The sequence below is a fragment of the Imperialibacter roseus genome, from assembly GCF_032999765.1.
GTDB classification, from domain to species: Bacteria; Bacteroidota; Bacteroidia; order Cytophagales; family Cyclobacteriaceae; genus Imperialibacter; species Imperialibacter roseus.
The window spans coordinates 1504943-1528462 of the sequence record NZ_CP136051.1; the positions used below are offsets into that span (position 1 = coordinate 1504943).

Annotated in this window: 16 protein-coding genes; 7 read left to right on the plus strand and 9 right to left on the minus strand. The window is 48.0% G+C overall.

The features are described 5' to 3' along the window. Window positions 1–34: 34 nt before the first annotated feature. From RT717_RS06535 to RT717_RS06545, 3 genes are all read right to left on the minus strand, one after another. Window positions 35–1804 carry a RagB/SusD family nutrient uptake outer membrane protein gene (locus RT717_RS06535; protein ID WP_317490939.1) on the minus strand — a complete coding sequence of 590 codons (1770 nt, stop codon included), beginning with the start codon at window positions 1802–1804 and terminating at the stop codon, window positions 35–37. A gap of 23 nt (window positions 1805–1827) precedes the next feature. Then, on the minus strand, window positions 1828–4893 hold the full coding sequence (locus RT717_RS06540) for a SusC/RagA family TonB-linked outer membrane protein (protein WP_317490940.1): 3066 nt from the start codon (window positions 4891–4893) through the stop codon (window positions 1828–1830). Between the two features lie 178 nt (window positions 4894–5071). Beyond that, complete coding sequence (locus RT717_RS06545) at window positions 5072–5662, minus strand: RNA polymerase sigma-70 factor (protein WP_317490941.1); 591 nt, start codon at window positions 5660–5662, stop codon at window positions 5072–5074. A 153-nt stretch (window positions 5663–5815) separates the two neighbouring features. Between RT717_RS06545 and RT717_RS06550 the strand changes: the two genes are divergently transcribed. From RT717_RS06550 to RT717_RS06565, 4 genes are all read left to right on the plus strand, one after another. Further along, window positions 5816–6832 (plus strand): LacI family DNA-binding transcriptional regulator, encoded by a 1017-nt coding sequence (locus RT717_RS06550; protein ID WP_317490942.1) that lies wholly within the window; start codon window positions 5816–5818, stop codon window positions 6830–6832. A gap of 114 nt (window positions 6833–6946) precedes the next feature. Continuing rightward, window positions 6947–7810 carry a sulfurtransferase gene (locus RT717_RS06555; protein WP_317490943.1) on the plus strand — a complete coding sequence of 288 codons (864 nt, stop codon included), beginning with the start codon at window positions 6947–6949 and terminating at the stop codon, window positions 7808–7810. A gap of 72 nt (window positions 7811–7882) precedes the next feature. Then, window positions 7883–9241 carry a hypothetical protein gene (locus RT717_RS06560; protein ID WP_317490944.1) on the plus strand — a complete coding sequence of 453 codons (1359 nt, stop codon included), beginning with the start codon at window positions 7883–7885 and terminating at the stop codon, window positions 9239–9241. A 154-nt stretch (window positions 9242–9395) separates the two neighbouring features. Further along, window positions 9396–9806: a hypothetical protein gene (locus tag RT717_RS06565; RefSeq protein WP_317490945.1), complete on the plus strand. Its 411-nt coding sequence runs from the start codon at window positions 9396–9398 to the stop codon at window positions 9804–9806. Window positions 9807–9817: 11 nt separating this feature from the next. Here the strand turns inward: RT717_RS06565 and RT717_RS06570 are convergent, their stop codons facing one another. Then, window positions 9818–12532, minus strand: a complete 2715-nt coding sequence (locus RT717_RS06570; protein ID WP_317490946.1) for a glycosyl hydrolase — start codon at window positions 12530–12532, stop codon at window positions 9818–9820. Between the two features lie 206 nt (window positions 12533–12738). Beyond that, complete coding sequence (locus tag RT717_RS06575; protein ID WP_317490947.1) at window positions 12739–13875, minus strand: outer membrane protein assembly factor BamD; 1137 nt, start codon at window positions 13873–13875, stop codon at window positions 12739–12741. Window positions 13876–14499: 624 nt separating this feature from the next. Between RT717_RS06575 and RT717_RS06580 the strand changes: the two genes are divergently transcribed. From RT717_RS06580 to RT717_RS06590, 3 genes are all read left to right on the plus strand, one after another. After that, window positions 14500–15453: an IS110 family RNA-guided transposase gene (locus RT717_RS06580; RefSeq protein WP_317489103.1), complete on the plus strand. Its 954-nt coding sequence runs from the start codon at window positions 14500–14502 to the stop codon at window positions 15451–15453. 11 nt (window positions 15454–15464) lie between these two features. Continuing rightward, the gene (locus tag RT717_RS06585) at window positions 15465–15728 is read left to right on the plus strand and encodes a hypothetical protein (protein ID WP_317489102.1); all 264 of its coding nucleotides are present in this window, start codon (window positions 15465–15467) and stop codon (window positions 15726–15728) included. 196 nt (window positions 15729–15924) lie between these two features. Then, on the plus strand, window positions 15925–16884 hold the full coding sequence (locus RT717_RS06590; protein WP_317490948.1) for an Ig-like domain-containing protein: 960 nt from the start codon (window positions 15925–15927) through the stop codon (window positions 16882–16884). Window positions 16885–16967: 83 nt separating this feature from the next. Here RT717_RS06590 and RT717_RS06595 read toward each other — a convergent pair whose 3' ends face one another. From RT717_RS06595 to RT717_RS06610, 4 genes are all read right to left on the minus strand, one after another. Beyond that, entirely contained in the window at window positions 16968–19595 is a 2628-nt protein-coding gene (locus RT717_RS06595; RefSeq protein WP_317490949.1) for an ABC transporter permease, read from the minus strand. Then, window positions 19588–19935 carry a PadR family transcriptional regulator gene (locus tag RT717_RS06600; protein ID WP_151998554.1) on the minus strand — a complete coding sequence of 116 codons (348 nt, stop codon included), beginning with the start codon at window positions 19933–19935 and terminating at the stop codon, window positions 19588–19590. Before RT717_RS06600 ends, RT717_RS06595 begins: the two co-directional genes overlap by 8 nt. 144 nt (window positions 19936–20079) lie before the next feature. Further along, window positions 20080–22374 (minus strand): aminotransferase class III-fold pyridoxal phosphate-dependent enzyme, encoded by a 2295-nt coding sequence (locus tag RT717_RS06605; protein WP_317490950.1) that lies wholly within the window; start codon window positions 22372–22374, stop codon window positions 20080–20082. Between the two features lie 265 nt (window positions 22375–22639). After that, complete coding sequence (locus RT717_RS06610) at window positions 22640–23515, minus strand: alpha/beta hydrolase (RefSeq protein WP_317490951.1); 876 nt, start codon at window positions 23513–23515, stop codon at window positions 22640–22642. Window positions 23516–23520 lie beyond the last annotated feature (5 nt).

Here is a 23520-nt window from a genome sequence, read left to right on the forward strand (position 1 = left end):
CCATCAAAAACTGCTATTTAATTATTACTGAAGTTTAATTACAATCTGCTCCCGGATAGCCACAGTTCTGAGGGTATCCACCAACAGTTCTGTCTATCTGTGTCTGCGGTATCGGACGTTTGGTGTGGTAGTCCTGAATATTGCCTGCCCCAAGCGGGTTGTAGGCTCTAACATACTCCACCAGTTTTCCTGTTCTTACCAGGTCAAACCAGCGACACTGTTCGCCATCCAATTCGAGAGCACGCTCTCTCAGGATAAAGTCGATGTCGACATCAGCTGCGGTGATTTGCATCGCTGCCTCCATGCCGTCTTTGGCAGCTCTTGTTCTTACCACGTTGATATCGTCGGCAGCTCCGGCGCTGTTTCCAGCCAGGAAGCGAGCTTCAGCACGAAGCAGATAGGCATCAGCCAGTCTCATCACGAACCAGTCTCTTGACCCACGTTCCCACTGGATAGTCGGTCTGCGGGGATCAATGAACTTTTTCAAAGTAGGGAACAATCTTTCTGTATAGAAATACTGGTCGCCATCAAAAGCCGGATCCTGAGTGATTACGTTGTAGCGAACCTGGAATTTCTTGCCTGTCATCCACTCAGCGTCTTTGCCAGGCCCTGGAACATATATCGCTGTATCTCCAACTGTGAATCTGTCTGTTCCTATGTCGCTTGCAGTAACGGTTGAACCATCTGCCTTCTTAGCTCCGTTGGTTACATGCACTTGTTCCCACTTAGGAATGCTTTTGGGGTTATTACTGATATAAGCATGCTTGTAGGTCTGATCGTACCTGGCATCAATATCCCTGTCTTCTGCCCAAACAGAATTCATATAATCAGTTGGTCTGAAACGCTTGAACGGGCGACCACCTTCAATATCACGAATCATACCCGCACGGATGTCATATTCCATCAAGAAATAAAGATGGCCCCTGTTACCTACGCCACCATTACCACCGTTCAGGATAAGATCAGTAGCGTACTGCACCGCCCAAATGATTTCTGAATTGATCTGATTGTCCTGATCCCACAGCGCATCGTGAGATTCAACCAACGCATAACCGTGGTCATTGATCACATTTGAAAACAAAGTATTAGCGCTTGCAAAATCTGCAGGAGAGCCAAAAGACTGCTGGCCTCGTGTTAGATACGCCTTGGCTAATAGAAACTGAGCTGCTCCCTTTGTAGCACGGCCATAGTCGCTTTGCGCATCTGGCAAATTGGCAATCGCAAACTCGAGATCAGGAATGATGCCATCTGCATAAACAGCCGATTGAGGTGAAGGAGCAGCTTCTACTTCTGCACCGATGGTTTCCTCAAGGGTAAGGTAAACATCACCCCAGGTTTGCACCAGGTAGAAATAGTAGTACGCCCTTAGAAAACGTGCCTCGGCCTGGCGCTGGGTTTTTAATGCAGCACTCATATCTGATACTGCTTCCGAACGGTTCAATACCGCATTGGCCTGATTGATTCCCTGATAAAGGAAAGTCCACTGCTGATCAAGAATGTTTACAGTAGGGTTCAAACCATTATCGTAAAAGTTGAATGATTTGTAACCACCATCAGCACCGTTTGTGTGTGTGTCTGTACCAAAAATGGTCAGCATGTAGGCACGCTCATTACTGTGGATTTCACGCAAGAACGAGTAAGTGGCATCTACAGCATCTTCCAAACCGGCTGCTGTAGTGTAGTAACTTCCAGCCGAAACATCTGAAATCAGCTTTTCATCGAGGAAGTCAGAACAAGACTGAGCAGTGAACGCTATCAGCGCCAGCGCCAGTATTATCGATTTTATATTTTTATTATTCTTCATTATTTTCTCGGTTTTGATTCCCCTTAAAATGTTACACTAAGTCCACCCATGAATAGCTGGTTGGAAGGCATCTCACCAGATCCCAAGTCATCAGCTCTTTCCGGATCAAATAACTTGAACTTAGACCAAACCATAGGGTTTTGAGCCGTTGCATAGATTCTCACATTGCTGAACCTCAGCTTTTCAAGCACGCTTGATGGCAATCTGTAACCTAGTGTGATGTTTCTAAGCTTCACATAGCCTCCATCTCTGTACCTAAGCGTGCTACCGTTGGTAATACCTTCCTGATTTTTGTTAGGTCTTGGGTAGTCGTTGGTAGGGTTATCAATGGTCCAGTAATCAACTTTCAGGTTGTTGTAACGGGCCTGCATACTTGCCTGGCCCTGGCAAAACTGACAGTCGATCATAAAGCCAAGGCGATAGTAGAAAAAGAATGACAGGTCAAAACCTTTAAAGCTTAAAGTGTTGGTTAATCCACCGTAGGCAGCCGGTACGTCGTTACCAAGTATCTTACGGTCATCCGGGGTGAACTTACCATCACCATCCTGGTCTTTTATCTTGATCTCGCCAGGTACAGCACCCATAAACGCAGCAGCCTCATCTTTTTCAGATACCTGCCAGATGCCTATTTTCTCATAGTCATAGAATGTACGAATAGGCTGTCCGATGAACCAACCACTACCTACGTCGTCTATCTTATTGCCATCTGCGTCTCTTTGGGCAAGGTCAACAATTTTCTCCGAGTAGTGGCCCATATTGAAGTCAGCATTCCACTTCAGTCCATTTGACATGTCGAGGATGGTAGCTCCCAAAGTGATTTCATACCCATTGGTTTCCGTTCCACCAATATTCTGAAGAATAGAGGTGTAACCAGATGTAGGAGGTAGTGCTCTTCTTAGAAGCAATGAAACGCCAGTTGAAGTGTGGTAGTAATCAAATGTACCCGTCAACCTGTTGTTGAAGAGTCCAAAATCGAAACCTACGTCGGTAGTTGCTGAGTATTCCCAGCTCAGATCCGGGTTAGGGATGCCGCCAAGTGCAAATCCTCTTGCATCGGCCTCGTTCCAGCTATATACCGACTGGTTGAGCGCACCCTGTGTCTGGTAGGGTGATACTGCTGTGTTTCCTACTTTTCCGTAGGAAGCCCTTAGCTTCAAATCACTGATAAGGTTAACCCCAGAAAGGAACGCCTCATCTTTCATTCTCCATCCTACTGATATACCAGGGAAAGCATTCCACTTGTTACCTTCAGCCAAACGAGAAGAACCATCCCAACGCATACTCGCCTGGAAAAGGTATTTGCCTTTGAATGAGTAGTTCACTCTTCCCATGTAAGAAAGTAGTCTGTAACTCTCAAGACGTGAGCCATAGTCGGAGATAGTACCCAGACCGAGGTTGTACCATTGCGCTGTTTCGTAGGGTAGATTGATCGCAACCAAACCTGATCTTGTTGAATCTTGCTGTGCAGAGCTTTGTAGCGCTGTCAAACCAAGGCTATGATCTCCGAATGATTTATTGTAGGTCAGCAGGTTTTCCTGAGTATAACCAAAGCTCTGTTGGTTGAAAAGTCCTGCAGCAGGTGTACCGTTTTTACGGGCCTGAGTGAATTGACCTTCGAAGCGGCCTCTTTCCCAAGCCTGGTAATCCTGACCAATCAGGAACTTGTACTTCAGTCCATCTAAAATTTGTACTTCCGCATACACAGATGAGAACAGCCTGTTGATTGTTCTTTCGTCAATGTATTTACCAGGTACCAATTCATTCAAAGGGTTGGTACGGATACCATCTGAAATAGGAAGGAAGATGAGATTCCCTTCATCATCGTAAGGCATTCCAAGTGGAGTTTGGTTAACCGCCTCAGAAATAGTTGCTCCTGAACCCCAGTTTTGAACTGAATGCGAATACAGCGTAGACATGCCTACTTTGAATATTTTGTTGATTTGATGGTCAACATTCACACGTGCGGTATATCTTCCGAAGTCGGTTCCTTCAACTAAACCATTTTCCTTGAAGTAGCTAAGAGACAAACTTACCTGTGTTTTCTCGGTACCACCGTTCACACTGATTTGTTGGTTCATTTGAGAACCGTTTTGGTAGATCAAGTCTTGCCAATCGGTAGATCGACCTGTTTGTGCCGAAAGCAACTCAACCGGGTCAACGAACACTGCATCGTCAGCCGGAATTGAAGAGCCGGCATCGCCCCAGGCACCTCTGCCAGATGCACCATTGGCATCTACTCTGTTGGCTTCACGCTTCAAGTCGGCAAATTCAGCACCATTCATCATAGGGATGGTTTTGAAAGGAGTAGTTGCAGCGTAAGTGCTGGTGTAGGTAACCGAAGTTTTACCAGGCTTGCCTCTTTTGGTAGTAATAAGAATTACACCGTTAGAGCCTCTTGATCCATAAATGGCTGTTGCAGCTGCATCTTTCAGCACTTCCATAGACTCGATGTCTGAGGGGTTAAAGTCCTGAATGGAGTTAGTGCCAGAAGTCATCGGTATACCGTCCACTACGAAGAGTGGGTCGTTTGTAGCAGTCAGTGATCTTCTACCACGAATGGTGATTTTCGGCCCCTGGCCTGGACGGCCACCATTTGCCAGAACGTCAACGCCAGCTATTTGGCCTTTCATGGCTTCCATTGCGTTACCTGTGGGTATTCTGGTAAGCGCTTCGCCATCAATAGAAGCGATAGATGCTGTTACGTCCCGCTTATCCTGGGTTCCGTATCCAACCACCACAACTTCGCTGAGGGATCTGACATCCACTTCCATCCCAACACTTATTTGAGACTGGGAGCCGACGGTCACTTCTGTGGTAGAAAAGCCGATGGCACTAAACACCAAAACGGCGTCTCTTGAAGGAACTCTTAACGAGTATTTCCCATCAATATCTGTCACTGTTCCCGTGGTTGTTCCTTTCACAATCACGTTGACACCAGGTAGAGCCGAGCCATCTTCTACAGATGTGATCGTACCTGATACCGTCGAATCCTGCCTGGCAATCGCCTGGCCGGAGCAAATCACAACAAGTGCCAATCCTACCGGAAAGCACCACAGGACTCGCTTACATTTTGATAAAATTTCATTCATAGTAAGTAGGGTTTATAAATAATGTAATGAATTTAATTTGTTTAGACCCAACGCCTTTATCGCCAGTATGGCTTTGAGGCACTTAGTAAGTTACTAAAATCGAGCTACTTTTCTTTTGTTTTGGCGACATATAAATACTCTTCTTTATCCTGGAAGACAGTTTAATGGTGAAAAAAAATTATACTATTGATTTCCTTAATGACTTTAAAGCACGGCTCATTTGTGTTTCAATGGTTTTAACGCTGAGATGAAGCCTATCGGCAATCTCAACGTAGCGCAGGCCCTGGTCACGACTTAGCTGAAACACCAGGCGACACTGTTTAGGCAACCTGGCTACAGCGTTATCTATACTTTCCTGCAATTCAGCATATTCCGACCGTTTCTGCGGGTCGAAGTGATCGCAGGGAATAGCCAATTCGTTCTCGATATTTGTGAAGCTGTATTTCTTCTCCTTTCTAAGGTAATCGAAAGAGATATTTCTGACCGCTGTATAAAGATATGACTTGGGGGAGCTGGAAATGACAATCACATTTCGATTGATCCAGATTTTAAGGAAAACTTCGCTTACTAATTCTTCAGCGACTTCATTATTTTCAACCAATTTCTCGCAGAAGCTGCGAAGCGGATGATAGCCAACAACGAATAATTTTTCAAACGCCTGAGAGTCGTCATCACGTAGCACTCTCCAGAGCAAACAGTCTATACTGTCAACAGATTTTGACGGAGCCAATTTTGTCCCGGTAATTGAAGCTCTTTTGGTTATAAGCATTGTTTAAGTAGGTAGTCGATTTCAATCGATTGAAATAAATTTACTCTCAAAATCTGAACAAAACAGATTTGAGAATTTTTTTTTAACGGTATCTGTCCCGGGAACGGTACCGAAATTTTTTTTAGCTTTACATTGAGCTATCAAAATCTAATAATGAGCAAATCTGACTCTACCATCCGAGACATTGCACGCACACTGGGAATATCAAAATCTACCGTATCAAGGGCCTTGAACAACCACTATGATGTAAGCCAGGAGACAGCCAGGAAGGTGAAGGAATTGGCGCTTAAAATGGACTACCAACCTAATATACTGGCACGGCAGTTAAAGCTTCAGCGGACCAATACCTTGGGGGTGATTATTCCGGAAACTATTAATCGTTTTTTCGCCAAGGCTGTAGGAGGGATTCAGGAGGTGGCTAACAGTGCCGGGTATAATGTGATGATTTGCCAGTCGAATGAAACGCTGACGCTTGAGCAGAATAATTTGCAAACCCTGATGTCGAGCAAGGTGGATGGATTGCTGGTATCGGTGTCAAGGCAAACAGACCGGAGCGACCATTTTCAGTATGCGATCAATAAGGACATACCGCTGGTTTTTTTCGACCGCATATTAGAGGAGTTGGCGGTGTCTCAGGTATATTCCGATAATTTTGATATCAGTTTTCAGGGAACAGAGCACCTGATCCAACAAGGCTGTAAAAGAATTGCTTTTGTAGCTGGGCCATCACATCTTTTTAATAGCCGTAACAGGCTCAATGGCTACCTGGAGGCGCTCAAAGCTAACAATATCCCCGTGGTAGAGTCGCTTATTGTGCAAGCCAACTACCAGGCTGGGCATGTGCAGCAGTACACCAGGTACCTGTTTGATGCAAAGGAGAAGCCAGATGGGATTTTTGCCATCAATGACATTTCGGCCCTCGAAATGATGCATATTTTAAAAATGAAGGGGTTACACATCCCCAGAGATGTGGCGGTGCTGGGCTTTAACAATGAAGTCATCTGCGATTTTGTAGAGCCAACCCTTAGCAGTATTGAGCATCCAGCCTTCGACATGGGAGTAGCAGCGACAAGAATTTTGTTAAAACAAATCTCATCCAAGGAGTTCACTCAGCAGAAAGAACTTATAAAAAGTCGGCTTGTTGTCCGTGAGTCGTCGAGGCGGTACTAGCGGTTTTCTAAAAAACCCGATCGGTGGCGAGGATTCTCACCTAGTTGGAGGAAGTTTCCTTATATTGCTCTCACACCCTTTGCCAATTATTTTACCCGGAATCTTAAAGACCAAATGAACATCAAATTGTCTCCTATTATAAGCGCCAAAGAACTTCAAGCTATCTATCAGAATGACAATCTGGTAATTGTGGATGCAAGCGGTGGCCCGAAAGCCAGAGAAAACTACAGTACGAAGCACCTTGACAGGGCTTTATTTGCTGACACTAATAAAGACCTTGCCAACGTAAAGCCCAATGCAGCAGAAGGGGGAAGGCACCCATTGCCTACGGCGGATCAATTTTCGCAGGCGCTGGGCCGGTTGGGGATCACGCCCGGGAGTCATGTGGTGGTGTATGACGACATGGGTGGTGCTAATGCAGCCGCTCGTTTGTGGTGGATGCTGAGGGCAATTGGACACTCCAAAGTTCAGGTGCTCGACGGAGGGCTTTTGGCAGCGGAGAAGGCCGGGCTGGTTACGTCGTCAAAAATGGAAATCCCCGGAAAAGTAGCTCCTTATCCGGTAGTCGAATGGAAATTGCCTCAGGCTGATATGCAGGAGGTGGAGAAGGTTGCCAAAGCAAAAGACCACATTGTTATCGACGTTCGGGATGCCAAAAGGTATGCCGGTCTTACGGAGCCCATCGATTTGATCGCCGGACATATTCCCGGTGCTATCAATGTTCCCTTCAGTGACAACCTGACCGGCGATGGTCTTTTTAAATCTCCCCAAGCGTTAAAAGACAAGTATCAGGCTGTATTTGGCAATACACCTGCCGACCAGGTAATTGTGCACTGCGGGTCGGGCGTTACTGCGTGCCACTTGTTGCTGGCCGCCGACTATGCTGGCCTTGATATTCCAAAACTGTATGTAGGCTCATGGAGCGAGTGGTCCAGGAATAATAAGGAGATGGTGACAGCCGACACTGCCGGGCACTAGCAGCGTAAAATGGATCGGACAGTTTTCTGAAGCCATTCGGCAGCTGTATTTTACGGAACGAACCTAACTTTTATGGAAAAAGAGGAAACCCCCAAATGGCTTGAAGACCTCCAGCAAAGAAGCTGGGAACCGGAAGTGCTGCTTTCGGGTATAGTTCTTTTTGGCATGTTCAAGGTGCCTCCTTTGCTTGATAAGGTGCTGGTTTTTTTTAAGTCGCAGTTCTATAGCACTACAACTGACGTAGACAATCTGGTGGGCATATTCAAGCTTGGTATCTATTGGCTGATACTGGGGCTTATCCTTCATTTGATTTGCCGGGGTGTCTGGGTAGGGATGGTGGGTTTAAGCTATACTTTTCCTAACGGAGTGAGGGTAGAGGAACTTAAGTTTAAAAACCGATTTAAGACCAGAATCGAAAAAATCCCACCTTTTCAGCGGGTCATCATCAATCTGGAAAAGCTCTGCAGTTCTTTATTTTCCCTGTCATTTATGCTCTTCATGAGCATCGTGGGTGCTTATCTTTATTTTTTCACGTTGTTGGTTCTACCCTTTTTCATCGGAGTGATGGTGCAGGGTAGTGTAAATTTCACCAACAGCTTTGTATTTGAGATTTACGTGGTTGTGGTGATGGTTATTGCCATATTGGGTTTAGTTGACTTTCTCACGCTGGGGTTCTTTCGTCGGTTCACCTTGATCAGTAAAGTTTATTGGCCTATCCATGTGGCGATCAGTGCGCTCACGTTGGGTAAGTATTACAGACCCATCTATTTCGCTTTTGTCAGTAACTCCAATAAATGGGTGCTCTTCCTGATCTTGACTTTATTTACTGTCTTGAGTCTATTTGGATTGGATGAGACCACGAGTGATGTCTACGACGGAAGCTCATTTTCACGCTTAAATTTTTGGCATGCCCGGGATCAAAGGCTAAGGGTGTATTCCGGTTACTACGAGGACCAGAATGAAGAACTTTTCTCCTATCAGGCGCAAATCCCCTCTGATATTATCGATGGAAACGTGCTCCGACTATTCATTCCCGCTGGCATAGCGAGGGAAGATTCGATTCGGGCGAATATCAACTATGATTCGCTGGTGGCGGCAAGCAAGGGCTTGACCAGGGATGCACGAGATATGCCTGCTATCCAGAATTTCTACCATATCTATATAGATGATAGCCTGTTGATCAATTACCCACTTTTTTATCACTACCGACTTCGGACCAGCCAACCGGGCTACCTGGCTTATATCGACATCTCTAGCCTGCCTATGGGAATGCACAGGCTGGAGGTCGGTGGGCCACCCTCCATGTACAGGAATCGCTGGGCGTCCATTCCATTTTTCAGAGAACTGGATGCAAGTGAAAGGAAAAGCACTAGTCCCGCCCAGGAAGAAGATGATGGCTATTTTCAGGTGAAACCAGGGCTGCCCAGGTGAAGCCGGCGGATATAGCTATGTTTCCAAAGTAAAGCTGCCTAATATTGCACTATTTATTAGTCTGTAAAGTAACAAAAACTTATCACGAATAATTTTTGGAGATATTTTTGCTATGAGTGATGTATTACTATTACGCTACTCTAACACTTACAACATGAGAAATATTCTGTTTGTTGCTGCATTTTGTCTTTTGAGTCAATTTGCAAATGCCCAGTTCGGGGCCAGCATTCACCAGTCCAACCTTCCTTTTGTGGGGATCAATTACCAATTCAAAGAGAGATTTTTGCCTGAGTTGAGGATTGGAACCGACAATTACTTTGACAACACCAGCCTGGAGCTGACGTTCAACTATATTTTCAAAAAAGATGAGAATGTTGATGTTTACACTGGACTTGGGGCGAGGGTACAGATACTGGATGGCATCGTTGTTCCGCTGGGAATGAATATATATCCTTTCACAAAGGATAATTTTGGCTTTCAAATGGAATTGGCAGCTATTGTCGGAAGCAGCGATCCTCTATTGAGGGGTAGCTGGGGAATCCGGTATCGGTTTGCAAAGGAGTAGACAACGACTTCTTAATCTACCTCCACCAACTTCACTGGCCCTAACAACCCCGACGGCTGCACCTCCCAGCTGCTGGCATCGAACGCCTGATAGTCGATATTCACGAAGTTAATTTCGTGGTACTTGCGCCACTCTATCCCAGCCCTGTCCATGTAGCGAATGCGGTTGGCCATTAGGTTGACTACTTCTATTTCTATGGTATTGTCGCCCTCTTTTAGGTATTTCCCAATCCTCAACTCGTGGGGCACAGCCCAGCTATTACCTGCATACTGCCCGTTCACCCATATTTTGGCGCTTTCCCGCACATCGCCAAGCTGTAGAAGGTAGTCATCCTTTTTTGAAGCCAGGATGAAGTGGGTAGCGTAGGTAGCAGTGCCAGAAAACTGGTCGGCCAGTGAATCTCCCAGGGTTGTCCAGGGCTGGAGTTTGTCCAGGGTTTTGTTGCCGGGCAGGCTGGGGCCGCCAGCTTTGAAGTCAAGTGCCCAAGGGCCATTGAGCGCAACGGTTCCACCGGTTTCGTTGGCATAGCTCCAGTCGGTAGCAGAGCTTTCGTTGCCCACCTTGAGGAAAAGAGACTCGCCAGATTTGATTTGCATGCGGACTTGCGTTAGCCCGTTTTCGGCCTTTGTTTCGGCGTTGCCAGCACGGCCTGTCATAGCATCCAGTATCACAGCTTGCTTAAAAGCTTTGTTAAATGGCACCCATCCATCGAAAGCTTCGGGTCGCTGGTTGACGATAAAATAATAGGTATTGTTGCCATCCACCCTGCGTACAAACTTCAAGCCGAGAGCCGCCAGTCGTTCAGGCTGAATCATGGCAGCTGTTAACGATGCCTGTACGTTACCGGCGGGACTCGTGGTGGTGCCGAGCTCCATCACTAATGAGTCGAGAATTGCCCTTCGCTGCTCCAAATTGTGGAGGCCAGGCACATCTTCCGGCAACCCCTGTAGGATAATAGTTGCTCCTTGCTTTTTAAGTTTAAGCAGGGTTTTCAGTGCTTTGGTTGACATAAAAGTCATTTTGGGAATGACCAGTGCTTTGTATGATGTGCCGTTGGGGCCGGTGCTTAGCTGCCCGTTGGGAACGGCCAGCTTCTCCAGCCAGCTCTCAGAGATATAGTCAACCAGGTAGCCTTTTTCTGTCAGCCTTTTGGCCGTCGCATAAAAGTTGGTCGGGTGCAGCCACTCATCGATATTGTGTACTGTGAACAGGTACTCCAGGCTTTTCTTGCCGGAGAAGTACGCAGCGTCGTCGTAGGGGAAGTAGAGCAGCACGTCGCCATCGGCCTGCCCGGTTTGCAGCACCGACTGACTTCTGTTGATGTAGCCGGTGAGCCCATCGATATGGGGCCACCAGCTGTTGGATGGGGCAAAGTTGGTGGAGGCATAGAAGAGCCACCCAGGCCACTGCACTTCGGCGGGGCTGTAGGTAGTGCCGTGAAAGAACACGTGGTTTACCCCTGCCAGGAAAGCCTGGTCGAGCTCGGGTTTGGTTTGCGAAAGGGGCGTTTTGAAATGCTCGCCCAGCCAGGTGAATGTTTCGGACGACACCAATGGCTTGCCAGCCGCATGGGCTGCCGAGGAAGCAAACTTGAGCATATAAAGATCCGGTGGCAAATGACGGCTGGAGTGGGTGTAGTTCCTGGCGCCGGGAATATCGAACCCGGAATAGCCAAAGGTTTCGCACTCCGGAATGTCAGTAGCGGCGTACACATCCAGCAGGTTGGCGGGGGAGCCATGCGCCTGGTTGCGTGACAAAGCACCGTGGTTGTTGATCCAGTTTTTCCAGGGCTCACTGAAGTTGGCCAGCAACATTTCGCCCATAGTTTGACGGTAGTCGGCCTTGAGCCTGCGAACAGTTGCTGAGCTATCGCTACTGAGGAGGGTGGGCAGGTATGGTTTGAGGTCGTAGCCACGGTTGCGCTCAAAGGCATCGAATAATGTAGGCGTGAAGTTGGCGCCGTACACCTCATAGCTGTCGTTGAAAAAGCTTCGGATATTGGGGCCGGGTGTGCCAAAGGCTTCTCCGAATCGGGCTGTGTAAACGGGGAAAGATTCTTTATTAAGGTGATCCATCACCAGACCGGCGCCTCCCGGGGCGGCTCGTTTCACCATTTGCCCCGTTTTGCCGGCAAAGATGGCATAGAGCTCATAGTTGGCGTCGGGGACCCATTGCAAAAGCCCATTCTCATTCAACGAATCAGTCAGGTCAATGGTTGATTCAGGCCTATAAGCCATTAATGTTGCCAGCTTGGGATGCATGGCTGCCTGCTTCTCATCGTTGACAGTAATTTTCTCTTTCAGTGCTTGCCCTGCTTTCAAGGTATATTGTTGCACAATCATTTTGGAGGCAGCATACTCCGGCGTGATCTGCGGGCCACCGTAGGGCCAGCCTGTGCCCAGGTTCATGTCGACGCCCATGCCCAGGGAGTCAGCCACCCGGATCACAGTTTGCAGTCGATCCATCCAGTCTTTGGAGAGGTAGTCGATGTACTGCTCTTCAAAACCCATAGCACCATAGATGGGGGTGATTTCTACGCCGCCCAGCCCGGCCTCGTGGTAGGCGATCAGCTGCTTTCTGATATTGGCATCGTCCACAGCGTTGCCCATCCACCACCAGCGTGTCCATGGTTTGGTGGTGAGGGACTCAGCTGGCCAGTCTTGCTGAGGTGTGGTTTGGCAGGAGAGGAGGAGAGCAAAGGGTAATAGGATGAGCAGGTAGCGCATAAGGGATTGTATATTAGAACAGGGGGATGAATATAATTGATTTTTTTGAGGAGACGGAAATGAACAGCCAGGACATGCTGTCATTAGGGCAGATCACAAATTCAACTTTTGAATCGAATCGGGATTTTATGTCTGGCGGCGCTCCGGGACTGCCGTCACGCAGTTGAGTTTGCATCCATACAACGATTGATTCGTTCGAAAACCCGTCAAAAATTGCGGTAATAACTCCTGATCTTGCTAATGGCCTGATCATAAAGCGGTGCCGTAAATTCCTCGAACATAAACTGAGGGCTGGGTGCGGAAGCCTCGACTGTATTCACCATTTTGAGTTGCTCCTCGGTGAGTGCACGTTCGTCGCCATTGAAGGAGGCCCAGCAAATCGACCAGGTGTACTCACTTGGAAACTTCTCCTGCGTGATTACTTTATTCAGGCTGTTGTCGAACACCTTAAAATCCAACACACCATTCCCTGTAATGGCCTTTTCGTTGGTGGTAAGTTTGGCCTTCACCGTGCCATAAATTTTCACGTTGTCTTTAGTGGCAATCACCACACTGTCCCGGCTAACATCGGTGGTTGTTTTGTTGCTGTACACGTTGCCCAGATTGAAGCGGTCAAACTCCATGGTGATAATGTGATGCACATAATCCAACTTCTCGGCATTTGCTTCGCCTGGAGTGTAAAACCGCACATATTGATTGATCACGGTGTTGTGCAGGTATTCATTGATTTTGTTGACAAAGAACTCGTGCTTGATATTGAACATTCTTGAAGGAGATGGTATGGGCTCCACTACCACACGGAGCGTAGCATAGTACAGGGCCTCTCCGAGCTTCTCTTCCACGTCTTTGAATCTGGGCGCTAGCGCCTGAGCGGCCATAAAATGCTGATGTGCTTCAATGGCTTTGGTGCGTTGTTCTTTCCGCTTTAGCGCTTCAACTCCAAGGTTATAGTGCACCTCTGCGGCATTTCTCTTTGCTTCGGTCAGCTGAGCATCGTAGCGGGCCGGGTTGGGCACTACCGCCCTGCAGCCAGGGCATCTCTGGATTTCGTCAGCTAAAAAATTGATGTATTGATAATCTCTCGCAACCGACTCCCACTTCATAATATCGTTGGAAGCTTTCGCTTTTTTGATATTTCCCAAGTGAGACTCCAGTGCATACTTGTAGGCTTTTTCGAGCGTCGCTTTGGCCTTTTTCTGCCCGTCGTTGGACCGGAGCCGGTTGATCGCCTGCGACACTGCCCTTTCGTAGTCACCCTTTTGGAGCGCTTTTTTCCCACTGGCACAGCCTGAGAGCATGGCAACAGCGCCTAAAATAATGAACAGGTGATAATATTTTTTCATGGTTGGTTGGCTTTGGTGCTAAGATAGGGATACCAGAAATAATGCCAACAAAAACCTGTTGCCAGTTAGGAGCTTATCTCCCGGGCGTGTAGTGTCTTCCTCAATGCTATTAAGTTAAGAGCATTTTACCCTAAGCCGGGCACCCCTCAATCCTTAAAGGGCCTGCTATAGTAATCGATGCGCCCTTTAGGGGTGCCCGGTTTAGGGTTCGGGGTAAAAATAGAATTGTGATTCGGAACCTCTTAACTTAATAGAATTAGCCTCTCCCTCAAAGGACTTTATCGTTATTTATTTTGAAGGCCTTTTCAACCCGCCTTCACCTCGGTCGACCGTTCTTCCATTCTTTAAAAGACCGACGTGAAAATGCCGTGCGATCTTGCTTATTTCGCTGGTGAAATCCGTTCTTAAAACTCCTCATGAAATAGCCATAAGGAATACCCTACCCATCGGAATGAATAATCTGTCAACAGACTAAGATCTATTCCTTAATGGTACAGGCTATTCCATCTGGCCGCTAAAAAGTAAATTTTATACAGATGAAATCTCCATGAGCGACTTTAGCACACCCGAACGAAAATGAATATTGAGTAACTTTCAAGGGTTATCGAAACCCTTGAAAGTTATATGGAAACGGGAGAAGTAGCTTTTGAACAAATAGTGAAGGTCGGCTGTGGCCTTGACGTACATCAGGCGGTGATCGTAGCGACGATCAGCAAAGGGCAGAATGACTACCAGACCAGGGAGTTTGAAGCCTACACAAGTTCTTTGACAGAGTTAAGAGATTGGTGTAAAAGCCAGGGAGTTACCCATGTGGCAATGGAAAGCACAGGCGTTTACTGGAAGCCAGTATTTAATATACTGGAAGAGGACTTTGAAATTATTCTGGTCAACGCCCGCCACGTGAAGAATGTACCAGGGCACAAAACAGACAAACGTGACAGCAGATGGATCAGCAAGTTGCTGTTGGCTGGCTTGTTAAGAGGAAGTTTTATTCCTCCAAGAGACATTAGAGAGTTGCGGGATCTTGTCAGGTACAAAAAGCGCCAAGTAGAACATGTAGCCAGCGAGAAGAACAGATTGATAAGGATACTGGAAGATGCCAATATCAAACTCAGCACTGTACTTACCGAAGTTCATGGTGCCACTGGTAGTAAAATCATCAATGATATCATTGATGGTAAGACCAATGTGGATGATTTAATGAAGCACATTCACGGGAAGGTAAAGGCCAACCGAGAAGACATCCGTAAAGCCCTTGAGGGAAAATTAACAGCCCATCATCGTTTTATGCTCAATATTATCAGGAAGAGCATTGAGGAAAAAGAAGGGATCATTGGAGAACTGGAGCAACATATAGACCGATCCACTGCTCAGTATGCTGTAGAAATAGACTTGCTGCAAACCATCGATGGGGTGGGAAAAGACAGCGCCATCAGCATTATCAGTGAGATTGGTGTAGACATGAATCAGTTCCCTAACGAGCATCACTTGAGTAGTTGGGCAGGGCTGAGCCCGGGGAACAACGAGAGTGCGGGTAAAAAAAAAGCACAAGGACAGTTAAGGGAAACCGCTACCTGAAGTCTCTTTTGGTGGAATGTGGTTGGGGGGCGACAAGAAAGAAAGACGGCTACCTGAAGCGCAAATATCAAAGTTTAATTGCACGCAGAGGCAAAAAGAAAGCGCTGGTAGCAGTTGGTCATAAGATTATTATCGCCGCCTACCATGTTCTAAAAAACAAAGAGGCCTACAAGGAACCGCTATTGCACGACAGTGCTGAACGAAACAAGAAGCAGATCAAAAGACACTTAGCCAAACTAAAAGAGCTAGGCTACGATTTGGTTTCTGCCGCTTAAAGAACTTTAAAAGGCCGGTCTGTTACTGGAGCGTCTTCAATGACAGCCTGTAGATGAAATTGGTCTAACAAACAGGTTAAGCACCCAACGATGTAGCCAATCCCGATTTATCGGGAAGGAGCACGAACATGAAAATTTACTCTCTTAACCTTGTTATGGATACTTTACTACTTGATCGAAACAAAATTATATACACATGAAATCAGCCAGTACCATTTCGTTTTTGCATTTTTTTATCGCCTGTGTTTTTGTTGTTGGTTGTGGTGGCGAAACAGACGAGCCTGATCCGGTGGAGGAGGTGCATCCGACACTTCTTTTGAGTGAAAGAGACATAAACATCCTCATGGAAGATTCCACGCTGCTTCGATACACAATTTTGCCAGATACTATCACAATTGATGACCTGAAATGGACGTCGTCGGATGAAGAAGTGGCCACTGTATCGGCTACTGGCTTGCTAAGAGCTTTATCGATAGGCACAGCCACCATCAAGCTCAGTAGTGAGAGCGAAGAAGTGGAGGCTACACTAACGGTAAATGTGCTGCCTATTCCATTGTCATCAGTCGAGATTGCTGGTGGGGACTCAGTGGTAGTTGCCTTTGTCAACACAGAGGAATCATTGGATTTAGCTTTTTTGCCGGAAAATGCCACAGACAAAAGCATACAGTGGAGATCTTCGAATACCAATGTGCTAAGCGTGGATCCCACTGGAAAGGCGTTGGCCAAAACCCTGGGCTATGTGTTTGTGGAGGCTTACCGGGAAAACGACCCCTGGATTTATGATGCAGTGACCGTTATTCCAGCCGAAGAAGGCCAGCTGGTGGCCGCCAGCTTTGTGAACGTGGTGACATTTGCAGGTAAATACCAATACAAGGTGTTTCTAGGGAGTATCGATGTGCCTGTAACGACAGGGAAGATCACTCTGTACAGTACAAACGGCTTTACTTTTACTATCGAAGCGGAAATTGCTGCCACCACAGAAGCAATAGATATTGCCGCCAATCATGCCGCTCAAATAGCCACCCTTGAAGTAACCGAGGCAGAATTTAATGACCTCTCACTCGGAGCGCTGGTGAGTGTAGAAATATCACTTAACGGGGTCGACTATCACGTAATGGTGAATGGCAACAGTGTGATAAGGGTGGTAGAAAAATAGCGGGCCATTGCTGAAGTTAACAATGGCCGCCTTTCGTTTTCGTATGAAAACCCCACGTCGCTGAATCTTTCAGTCCGTCCGGTCTACTCGCTCCTTAATGTTCTGGCCGGATTTGTCTTCAGCGACTTTAGTGCATAGCTGCCCAGCACCACCCAGGAAGTAACCATCACGATGCCAGCCGCCAGCAAGTAGGCGAATGGCCCAAGGTTGATTCGGAAGGCGAATCCCTCAAGCCAGTCGTTCATTACATAGTAGTTGAGGGGCACCGCAATGAGCAAACTTGCGAGGAATAGAAGTGTTGTTTGTTTTAGGAGGATCATGAGTAATTGTTGTACAGAAGCGCCTAATACTTTTCTGATGGCCATTTCTTTCATCCGCTGTGCCACAGTGAAGCTTGCCAGACCAAGAATACCCAGCACGGCCACCAGGATGGCCATAAAAGTAGCATAGAGTGTCATCGAGCCTATGCGTTCTTCTGTCTCGTAGAGGTTTTGGAACTGCTGATCGACAAAAGTGTAGTCAATCGGGTGATTGGCGTCAAAGCCTTTCCAGGCGCTCTCAATTTGAGCCATGGTTTCGCTAAGACCGGCCGCATTGAGGCGTACCAGCAGCATGTTGTAGCGGTTGCTGTTTCTGCCCCGGAAAACGTGGATGACAGGCTCGACTGCATTGGCCAATGACCTGAAGTTGAAATCTTTTACTACGCCAATCACCTCAAATCCTTCGTCAGAGTCGGGGAACATGAGCTTATGGCCTTCTACCGAAGCCCAGCCCAGCTGTTTCATAGCCGCCTGGTTGATGACCGACTTGCGTTGGTCGGAGCGCATGTCGATGTCAAAATCTCTGCCTTGCACAAAGTCAATGTCCATGGTGGCGAAATACTTGTCGTCGACACTCACAAACCGCCAGTCGAGGGGAGCCCTGTCTCTGGCATCTTCCGATTGCACCAATACAAAACTCCCGCTGTACCTGCCTGGTGCGGAGTTGGAAGCACTCACCGATTTCACGCCAGGCACTGCTTCGAGCGAATTCCGGAAAGCGGCCCATCGCTGTTCGTTTTCTTCACCTTCACCTGACCGTGCATTGATGATCAGTACATTGTCGGGATCGAAATTCATGTCTGCCGTCTTCATGAAGTTGATTTGCTGATACATGATCAGTACAGCGCTGACAAGCATCACGGCAATTGCGAATTGGCAGGTGACAAGAATATTTTTTGGGTCAAAGCCGCTCCTCTTTAGAGAGGTGCTGCCGTGCATCACTTCTCCGGCCTTCAACTTGGAAAGGGTGAGCGTAGGATAAATGCCGGCTACCAATCCCAGGCCGATAATGCCTGCCAGGAGGCTGACCAAGGGCATGGGCTCAAACAGAAATGCGAGTGACATTTGCTGTCCAAAAAGGTCAATGAAGTAGGGTAGCAGAATAAAAGCCAATGCTATGCCCAGGATACTACCGACGGCAAAAAGAAACGTAGTTTCTCCGGTAAACTGGAGAACCAGGTCTTTGCCCCCGGCGCCAAACGTTTTGCGCACTGCTACCTCTTTGAACCTGCCAAGCGACTGGGCAGCGTTGAGATTCGCAAAGTTGAAAAAGGCAATCAGCAGTAGCCCGAAAGAGATATATTCCAGAAAATAGCCGTACTGCTGCTGTCCCGTGTTGAAGTCGTAATAGTCGGCCAGAGGCATCAGCTCCAGGGTACCCCGCTCAGAGGGGGTGACAAATTTCTCCACTAGTTGGGGGAATTGTGTCTTCAGGGTAGCTGGGTCTTTTCCGTTTTCCAGCTGAAGGAAGCTGAGAACAAACGACGATACCCACCCGTAATCTCCGTCTGCAATCCACTGCTGCCGTCTCGACTCCATGTTTACCAGCATGTTGAAGTTGAAGCTGGAGTTGAAGGGGAATTCTCCAAAAACGCCCGTTACCTCATAACTTACTGGTGTAGCAAGCTGCAGCTCTATAGTTTTACCGATCGGGTCGGCATCACCAAAGAGTCGTTCCGCCATGTTTTGACTTATTACGACCGATCTTGGGTTGGCGAAAACCTGTGCCTTATGCCCACGCACCAAAGGAAAAGAAAACATTTTGAACATGCCTTGCTCGCCGAAGGCCATTCTTTCGCTGAAATCCTGCCCATTGTACCTGATTGTCGTTTGCCCACCAAAAATAATTCGTGAGATGTTTTTGACGCCGGGAATAGCTTTTTGTACTTCTTCGGCCAGGGGTGGCCATGTATCGCTCACGTCAATTTGCCCTCCTTCAGGCGTGGGCCTGGTACGATACAAAAAGTAAATGTCGTCAGCATTTTCGTGAAACTGGTCATAGGTGATGATGTCGTAAGCATAAACACCCAGCAGCAGGCTTACAGCCACACCCAGGGTAAGACCGAGCACATTGATGGAAGCAATGAACTTTCTGTGTCGGATGTTGCGCAGCGCAATGAGGAAATAACTGCCCAGCAGTGGCCAGTAGGAGCCGTTGTACCTGAATTGTACTGAATGCTCTTCTTCGTTGATGTCGGCAGGAGTGCCCAGCTCTTCAATGGCTTTTTTGCAGGCGTCTTCTGCAGAGCAGCCCTGCGTTTGCAGTCGCTCAATACTTTGTCGCAGGTGATCTTCCAATTCGGCGATCACGCCATCTTCCAGGTTCTTTTGCTTTCTGAGTTGTTGGCGCCATTGAATGATGTGGCGTTCGATGAGTTGTTGATTATCCATGTGAAGTTTTTGAGTTGAGTGACCAAAGCTTCTGGAGTACATGGTGCATAGCCAGCCAGTGTTCCTGTTCCTGATGAATGGCCGCCTTGCCAAGCTCAGTAATGGCGTAGTACTTGCGGTGACGTCCATTGTCCGACTGGTTCCACTGCGAGGTGACCAGCCCCTCTTTCTCCAGCCTGTGGAGAACAGGGTACAGCATGCCGTCGGCCCATTCCAGTTGTCCGCCCGAGAGGGTTTTGATTTGTTGGATAATGTCATACCCGTAGTTGGGACCCTGCTGTAGGATACCGAGGATGAGAGGTTTGGAGGAAGCAGCAATCAATGATTTGGAAAAATCCATATACTTAAGAAGTCTTTATACATAGATAATCAATGTATAACGAAAACGCAAATCAGACCTGGTGAAAAAGTCCGTTAGCAGCTACTTCATGAATGGCTTGATTAGTAACTGGCTGGTAGTGGGGAGTGCCTGCACGAGAACGGGTTAGGCGATGGTCCAGGCACTGAGCGCCTCATCAATCGCCTGTAGCAGCTCATCTGCATTTATCTGCGTGAAGCACATGGGTGGCTTGATCTTTAGTGTATTGTCGAAAGGCCCGTCGGTGCCAATGAGGATGTTCTGCTCCTTGAGTTTGTTTTTCACAAAAGCCGCCAGTTCGGTGAAGGGTTCTTTTTTAGTTTTGTCTTTCACCAATTCCAGCCCCAGAAACAGGCCCTGCCCCCGGGCATTGCCTGCCCATTCGTATTTCTTGGTCAGGTTCTCAAAGCCGTTGAGGAGATAGGTGCCCAGTTTTTGTGCATGTTCAGGCAGTTGTTCTTCTTCCAGCACGTCGAGCACAGCATGGGCTATGGCGCACGACACTGGGTTGCCACCGAAGGAACTGAAGAACTCCATTCCTGTTTCGAAGGATGCAGCGATTTCCTCAGTCGTAACAACAGCCCCCATCGGGTGGCCATTGGCAATGGGCTTGCCAAGGATCACAATGTCGGGAACCACTTCCTGCATTTCGAAACCCCAGAAATAAGTACCGAGTCGGCCAAAGCCAGTTTGCACCTCATCGTTGATGCATACACCTCCATTGGCCCGCATATAGGTGTACACTTCTTTCAGGTAGCCTTTGGCCAGCGGCACTTGTCCACCGCAGCCAACGATAGGTTCAGAAATAAAAGTGCCGATGTCGAGGTTACTTGCTTTTATTCTGGCGATCAAATCGGCAGCATATTGCTTGCCTGCCGTACCGTCGTTCTGGGTGTACTGGCCTTTGTAGGTGTCGGGAAGGGTTGCTTCCAGAATGTGCTCTGCTTTGCCCTGGCCGCCTTTGCGGTTGTATTTATAATGACTGATGTCGATCACCTGCCGGGTGTTGCCATGGTAGCCGTGCTCCATTACCACAATGCCCTTTTTGCGGGAGTGCGTTTGGGCCAGCCGCAGGGCCAGGTCGCTGGCTGCACTGCCGGAATTAACAAAAAAGACTTTGGATAGCTTAGCCGGAAACTTGCTCAGCAGCTTCTCTGCATAGTTGTTGTACACCTCGCTCAGGTAGCGGGTATTGGTGTTGAGCCGGGCCATTTGTTGCTGACCAGCCTGCACCACTCTGGGGTGGCAGTGCCCTACGTGCGGAATATTGTTATAAGCATCGAGGTAGGTGTTGCCCAGGTCGTCGTGCATGTACTGAAAGGCGGCACTCACCATGTGGACGGGCTTGTCGAAGCTGATGGACAATGCCTTACTAGCTACTTTAAGCCTTTTGCTCAGCAGCTCATTGGTGTTGTCGGTAATAGTCGGAGGCAAGCCAATAGCTGTGCGAAACTCGTGACTGACCCGTCTGGGATTCATTCGAACCCATTTTTCCAGCAGCTCCCAGGCTGGTTTTTCGCTAATAGTAATGTAGTCGCTGTCGGGCTTCAGGGTTTTTGTGAAAGCCGATTTGCTCACACTCACCGCCAGGCGGGTGCCGATGAGGTAAAACAGCAGATCAATTTCTTTCTCATCCAAGGGCAGCACCTCATGGTAGCCGGTCAGCACCGGGATGGCCCATTCCAGCGGTTCTTCTTTCTCAAACATCACGTAGGTAAGCGCTATGGCCAGCTCGTTGACGAGAGGACTGTAGCACATGTCGCCAAAGTCGATCAGGCCAGTGACTTTGTCGCCATTCACCAGCAGGTTCCAATCGTTGGCGTCTCCGTGGAGGATTGTTTTCGGAAGTTTTAGCAGCAAGGGGTCGGCGACTTCTTTTTGTTGCATGAAAAAGTACTCAACCCATTTGCGTTTTTTTGAATCTTCGATGTGGGAGACATGCTGAAGGTTGCGTACGTATAGTTTCAAATCCCAATCGAAGTCTTTGGCGGCAACGGCTGAGTAGTATTGCCCTGTTAGGGCTTTGTCCATTTTGCCAAGAAGTTGGCCCAATGAGTAATGGAGGGCAGTGCTTGGGGTTGACTCGGCAAAGAAGGATCCTTCAAGAAAGGTGAGCAGACGCAGGAAGATGGTTTCACCTCCGTTGGTTTGGATGATGGTGACTAGCTCCTGCCGGACATTGGCGATGGGGTTGGAGAAGTAGCCCGGCAGCTTGTTGTTGAGCAGCAATAGAATTTTATTCTCGGCTTCCAGCAGTTCTTCAAGGCCAGGCTCGTCCTGATAAATTTTGAGTAGGAAGGTGCCCTTGTCTGTTATGACTTTGAAGTTGGTGCTGTCGTAGCCTTCGAGGCTTTTGAAGTTGGTGCAGGCGAGGTGGTAGTGTTCCTTGATCAATAAAAGAACGTCAAACTTATCGGTCATCAGGTATGATTTGTGCTTTTGTCCTCAAGCCGGACGGGCTGTTACTTTTCCTAGGATGAAAAGTAACCAAAAATCATCGAAAAATTAACGCACGGGCCATTTGTCCCGCACCCCTCCACCATTTTTCTCCCGCCCGCCGTGTCGGGGGCAATTAAGATCGAGAGCTTTATTTGGGAGGAGGCTTCACCTTTTTAGATTTAGAGATTTGGGGGTATTTGTCGTGCCCACAGCCGTAGCTGGTGGCACGACAAATTTAGTAAATGGCCTAGTCAATCACCTGATGTACCTTCAGCCAGTCGGCCAGCCTATCGGCCCAGGAATTGAATACTTCGTTTTTAGTGTTCACCATCCCTAACCCGTGAGCGCCTTTTTCATAAATATGCATTTCGGCAGGCACTCCTGCTTTCTTCAGGGCCAGGTAGAAGTAAAGGCTGTTTTCTACGGGCACGGCCGAGTCTTCGGTTGTGTGTACCAGAAAAGTAGGCGGAGTGAGGTTGGTTACCTGTTTTTCGTTCGACATCAAGGTTTGCTCTGCCTTGTTGGGCGTGTCGCCCAGCAGGTTGAACATAGAGCCCCGGTGAGTGAAGCTATCGTCCATATTGATTACCGGATAGCCGAGCACCATGTAGTTCGGTCTGGAACTGACTTTTTCGACAGGGTCTTTGCTGCTTTTGTCACCATCAGTGAAATGTGTGCCAAGACTGGACGCCAGGTGCCCACCGGCGGAGAAGCCCATGATACCTACCTTGTTGGGGTCGAGCCCCCACTTACCAGCATTGGCTCTTACCGTTCTTAGTGCTCTTTCTGCATCCATCAGGGGCACCGGGTGGGTGTAGCCACTTTTGTGAAAACCCAGGCGGTAGTAGAGCACATAGGCAGTTACGCCACGGTCGTTGTACCATTTGGCCACCTGCTTGCCTTCGTGGTCGTCGGCCAGATGCCCGTAGCCGCCGCCGGGGCAGATAACAACTGCGGATTTCTGTGCGTTTTTGGTAGCAGGATTGTAAGCCATCATGTAGGGCTGATCGGCATCTTCTTTGCTTTTGGCCATGGGGGCACCGTCAGGCCAGAGGTATATTTTTTCCTGAGCGAAGCTGTTCATCGATATGCAAATGATTCCGAGTAAGAGTAGGTATTTCATCTTTA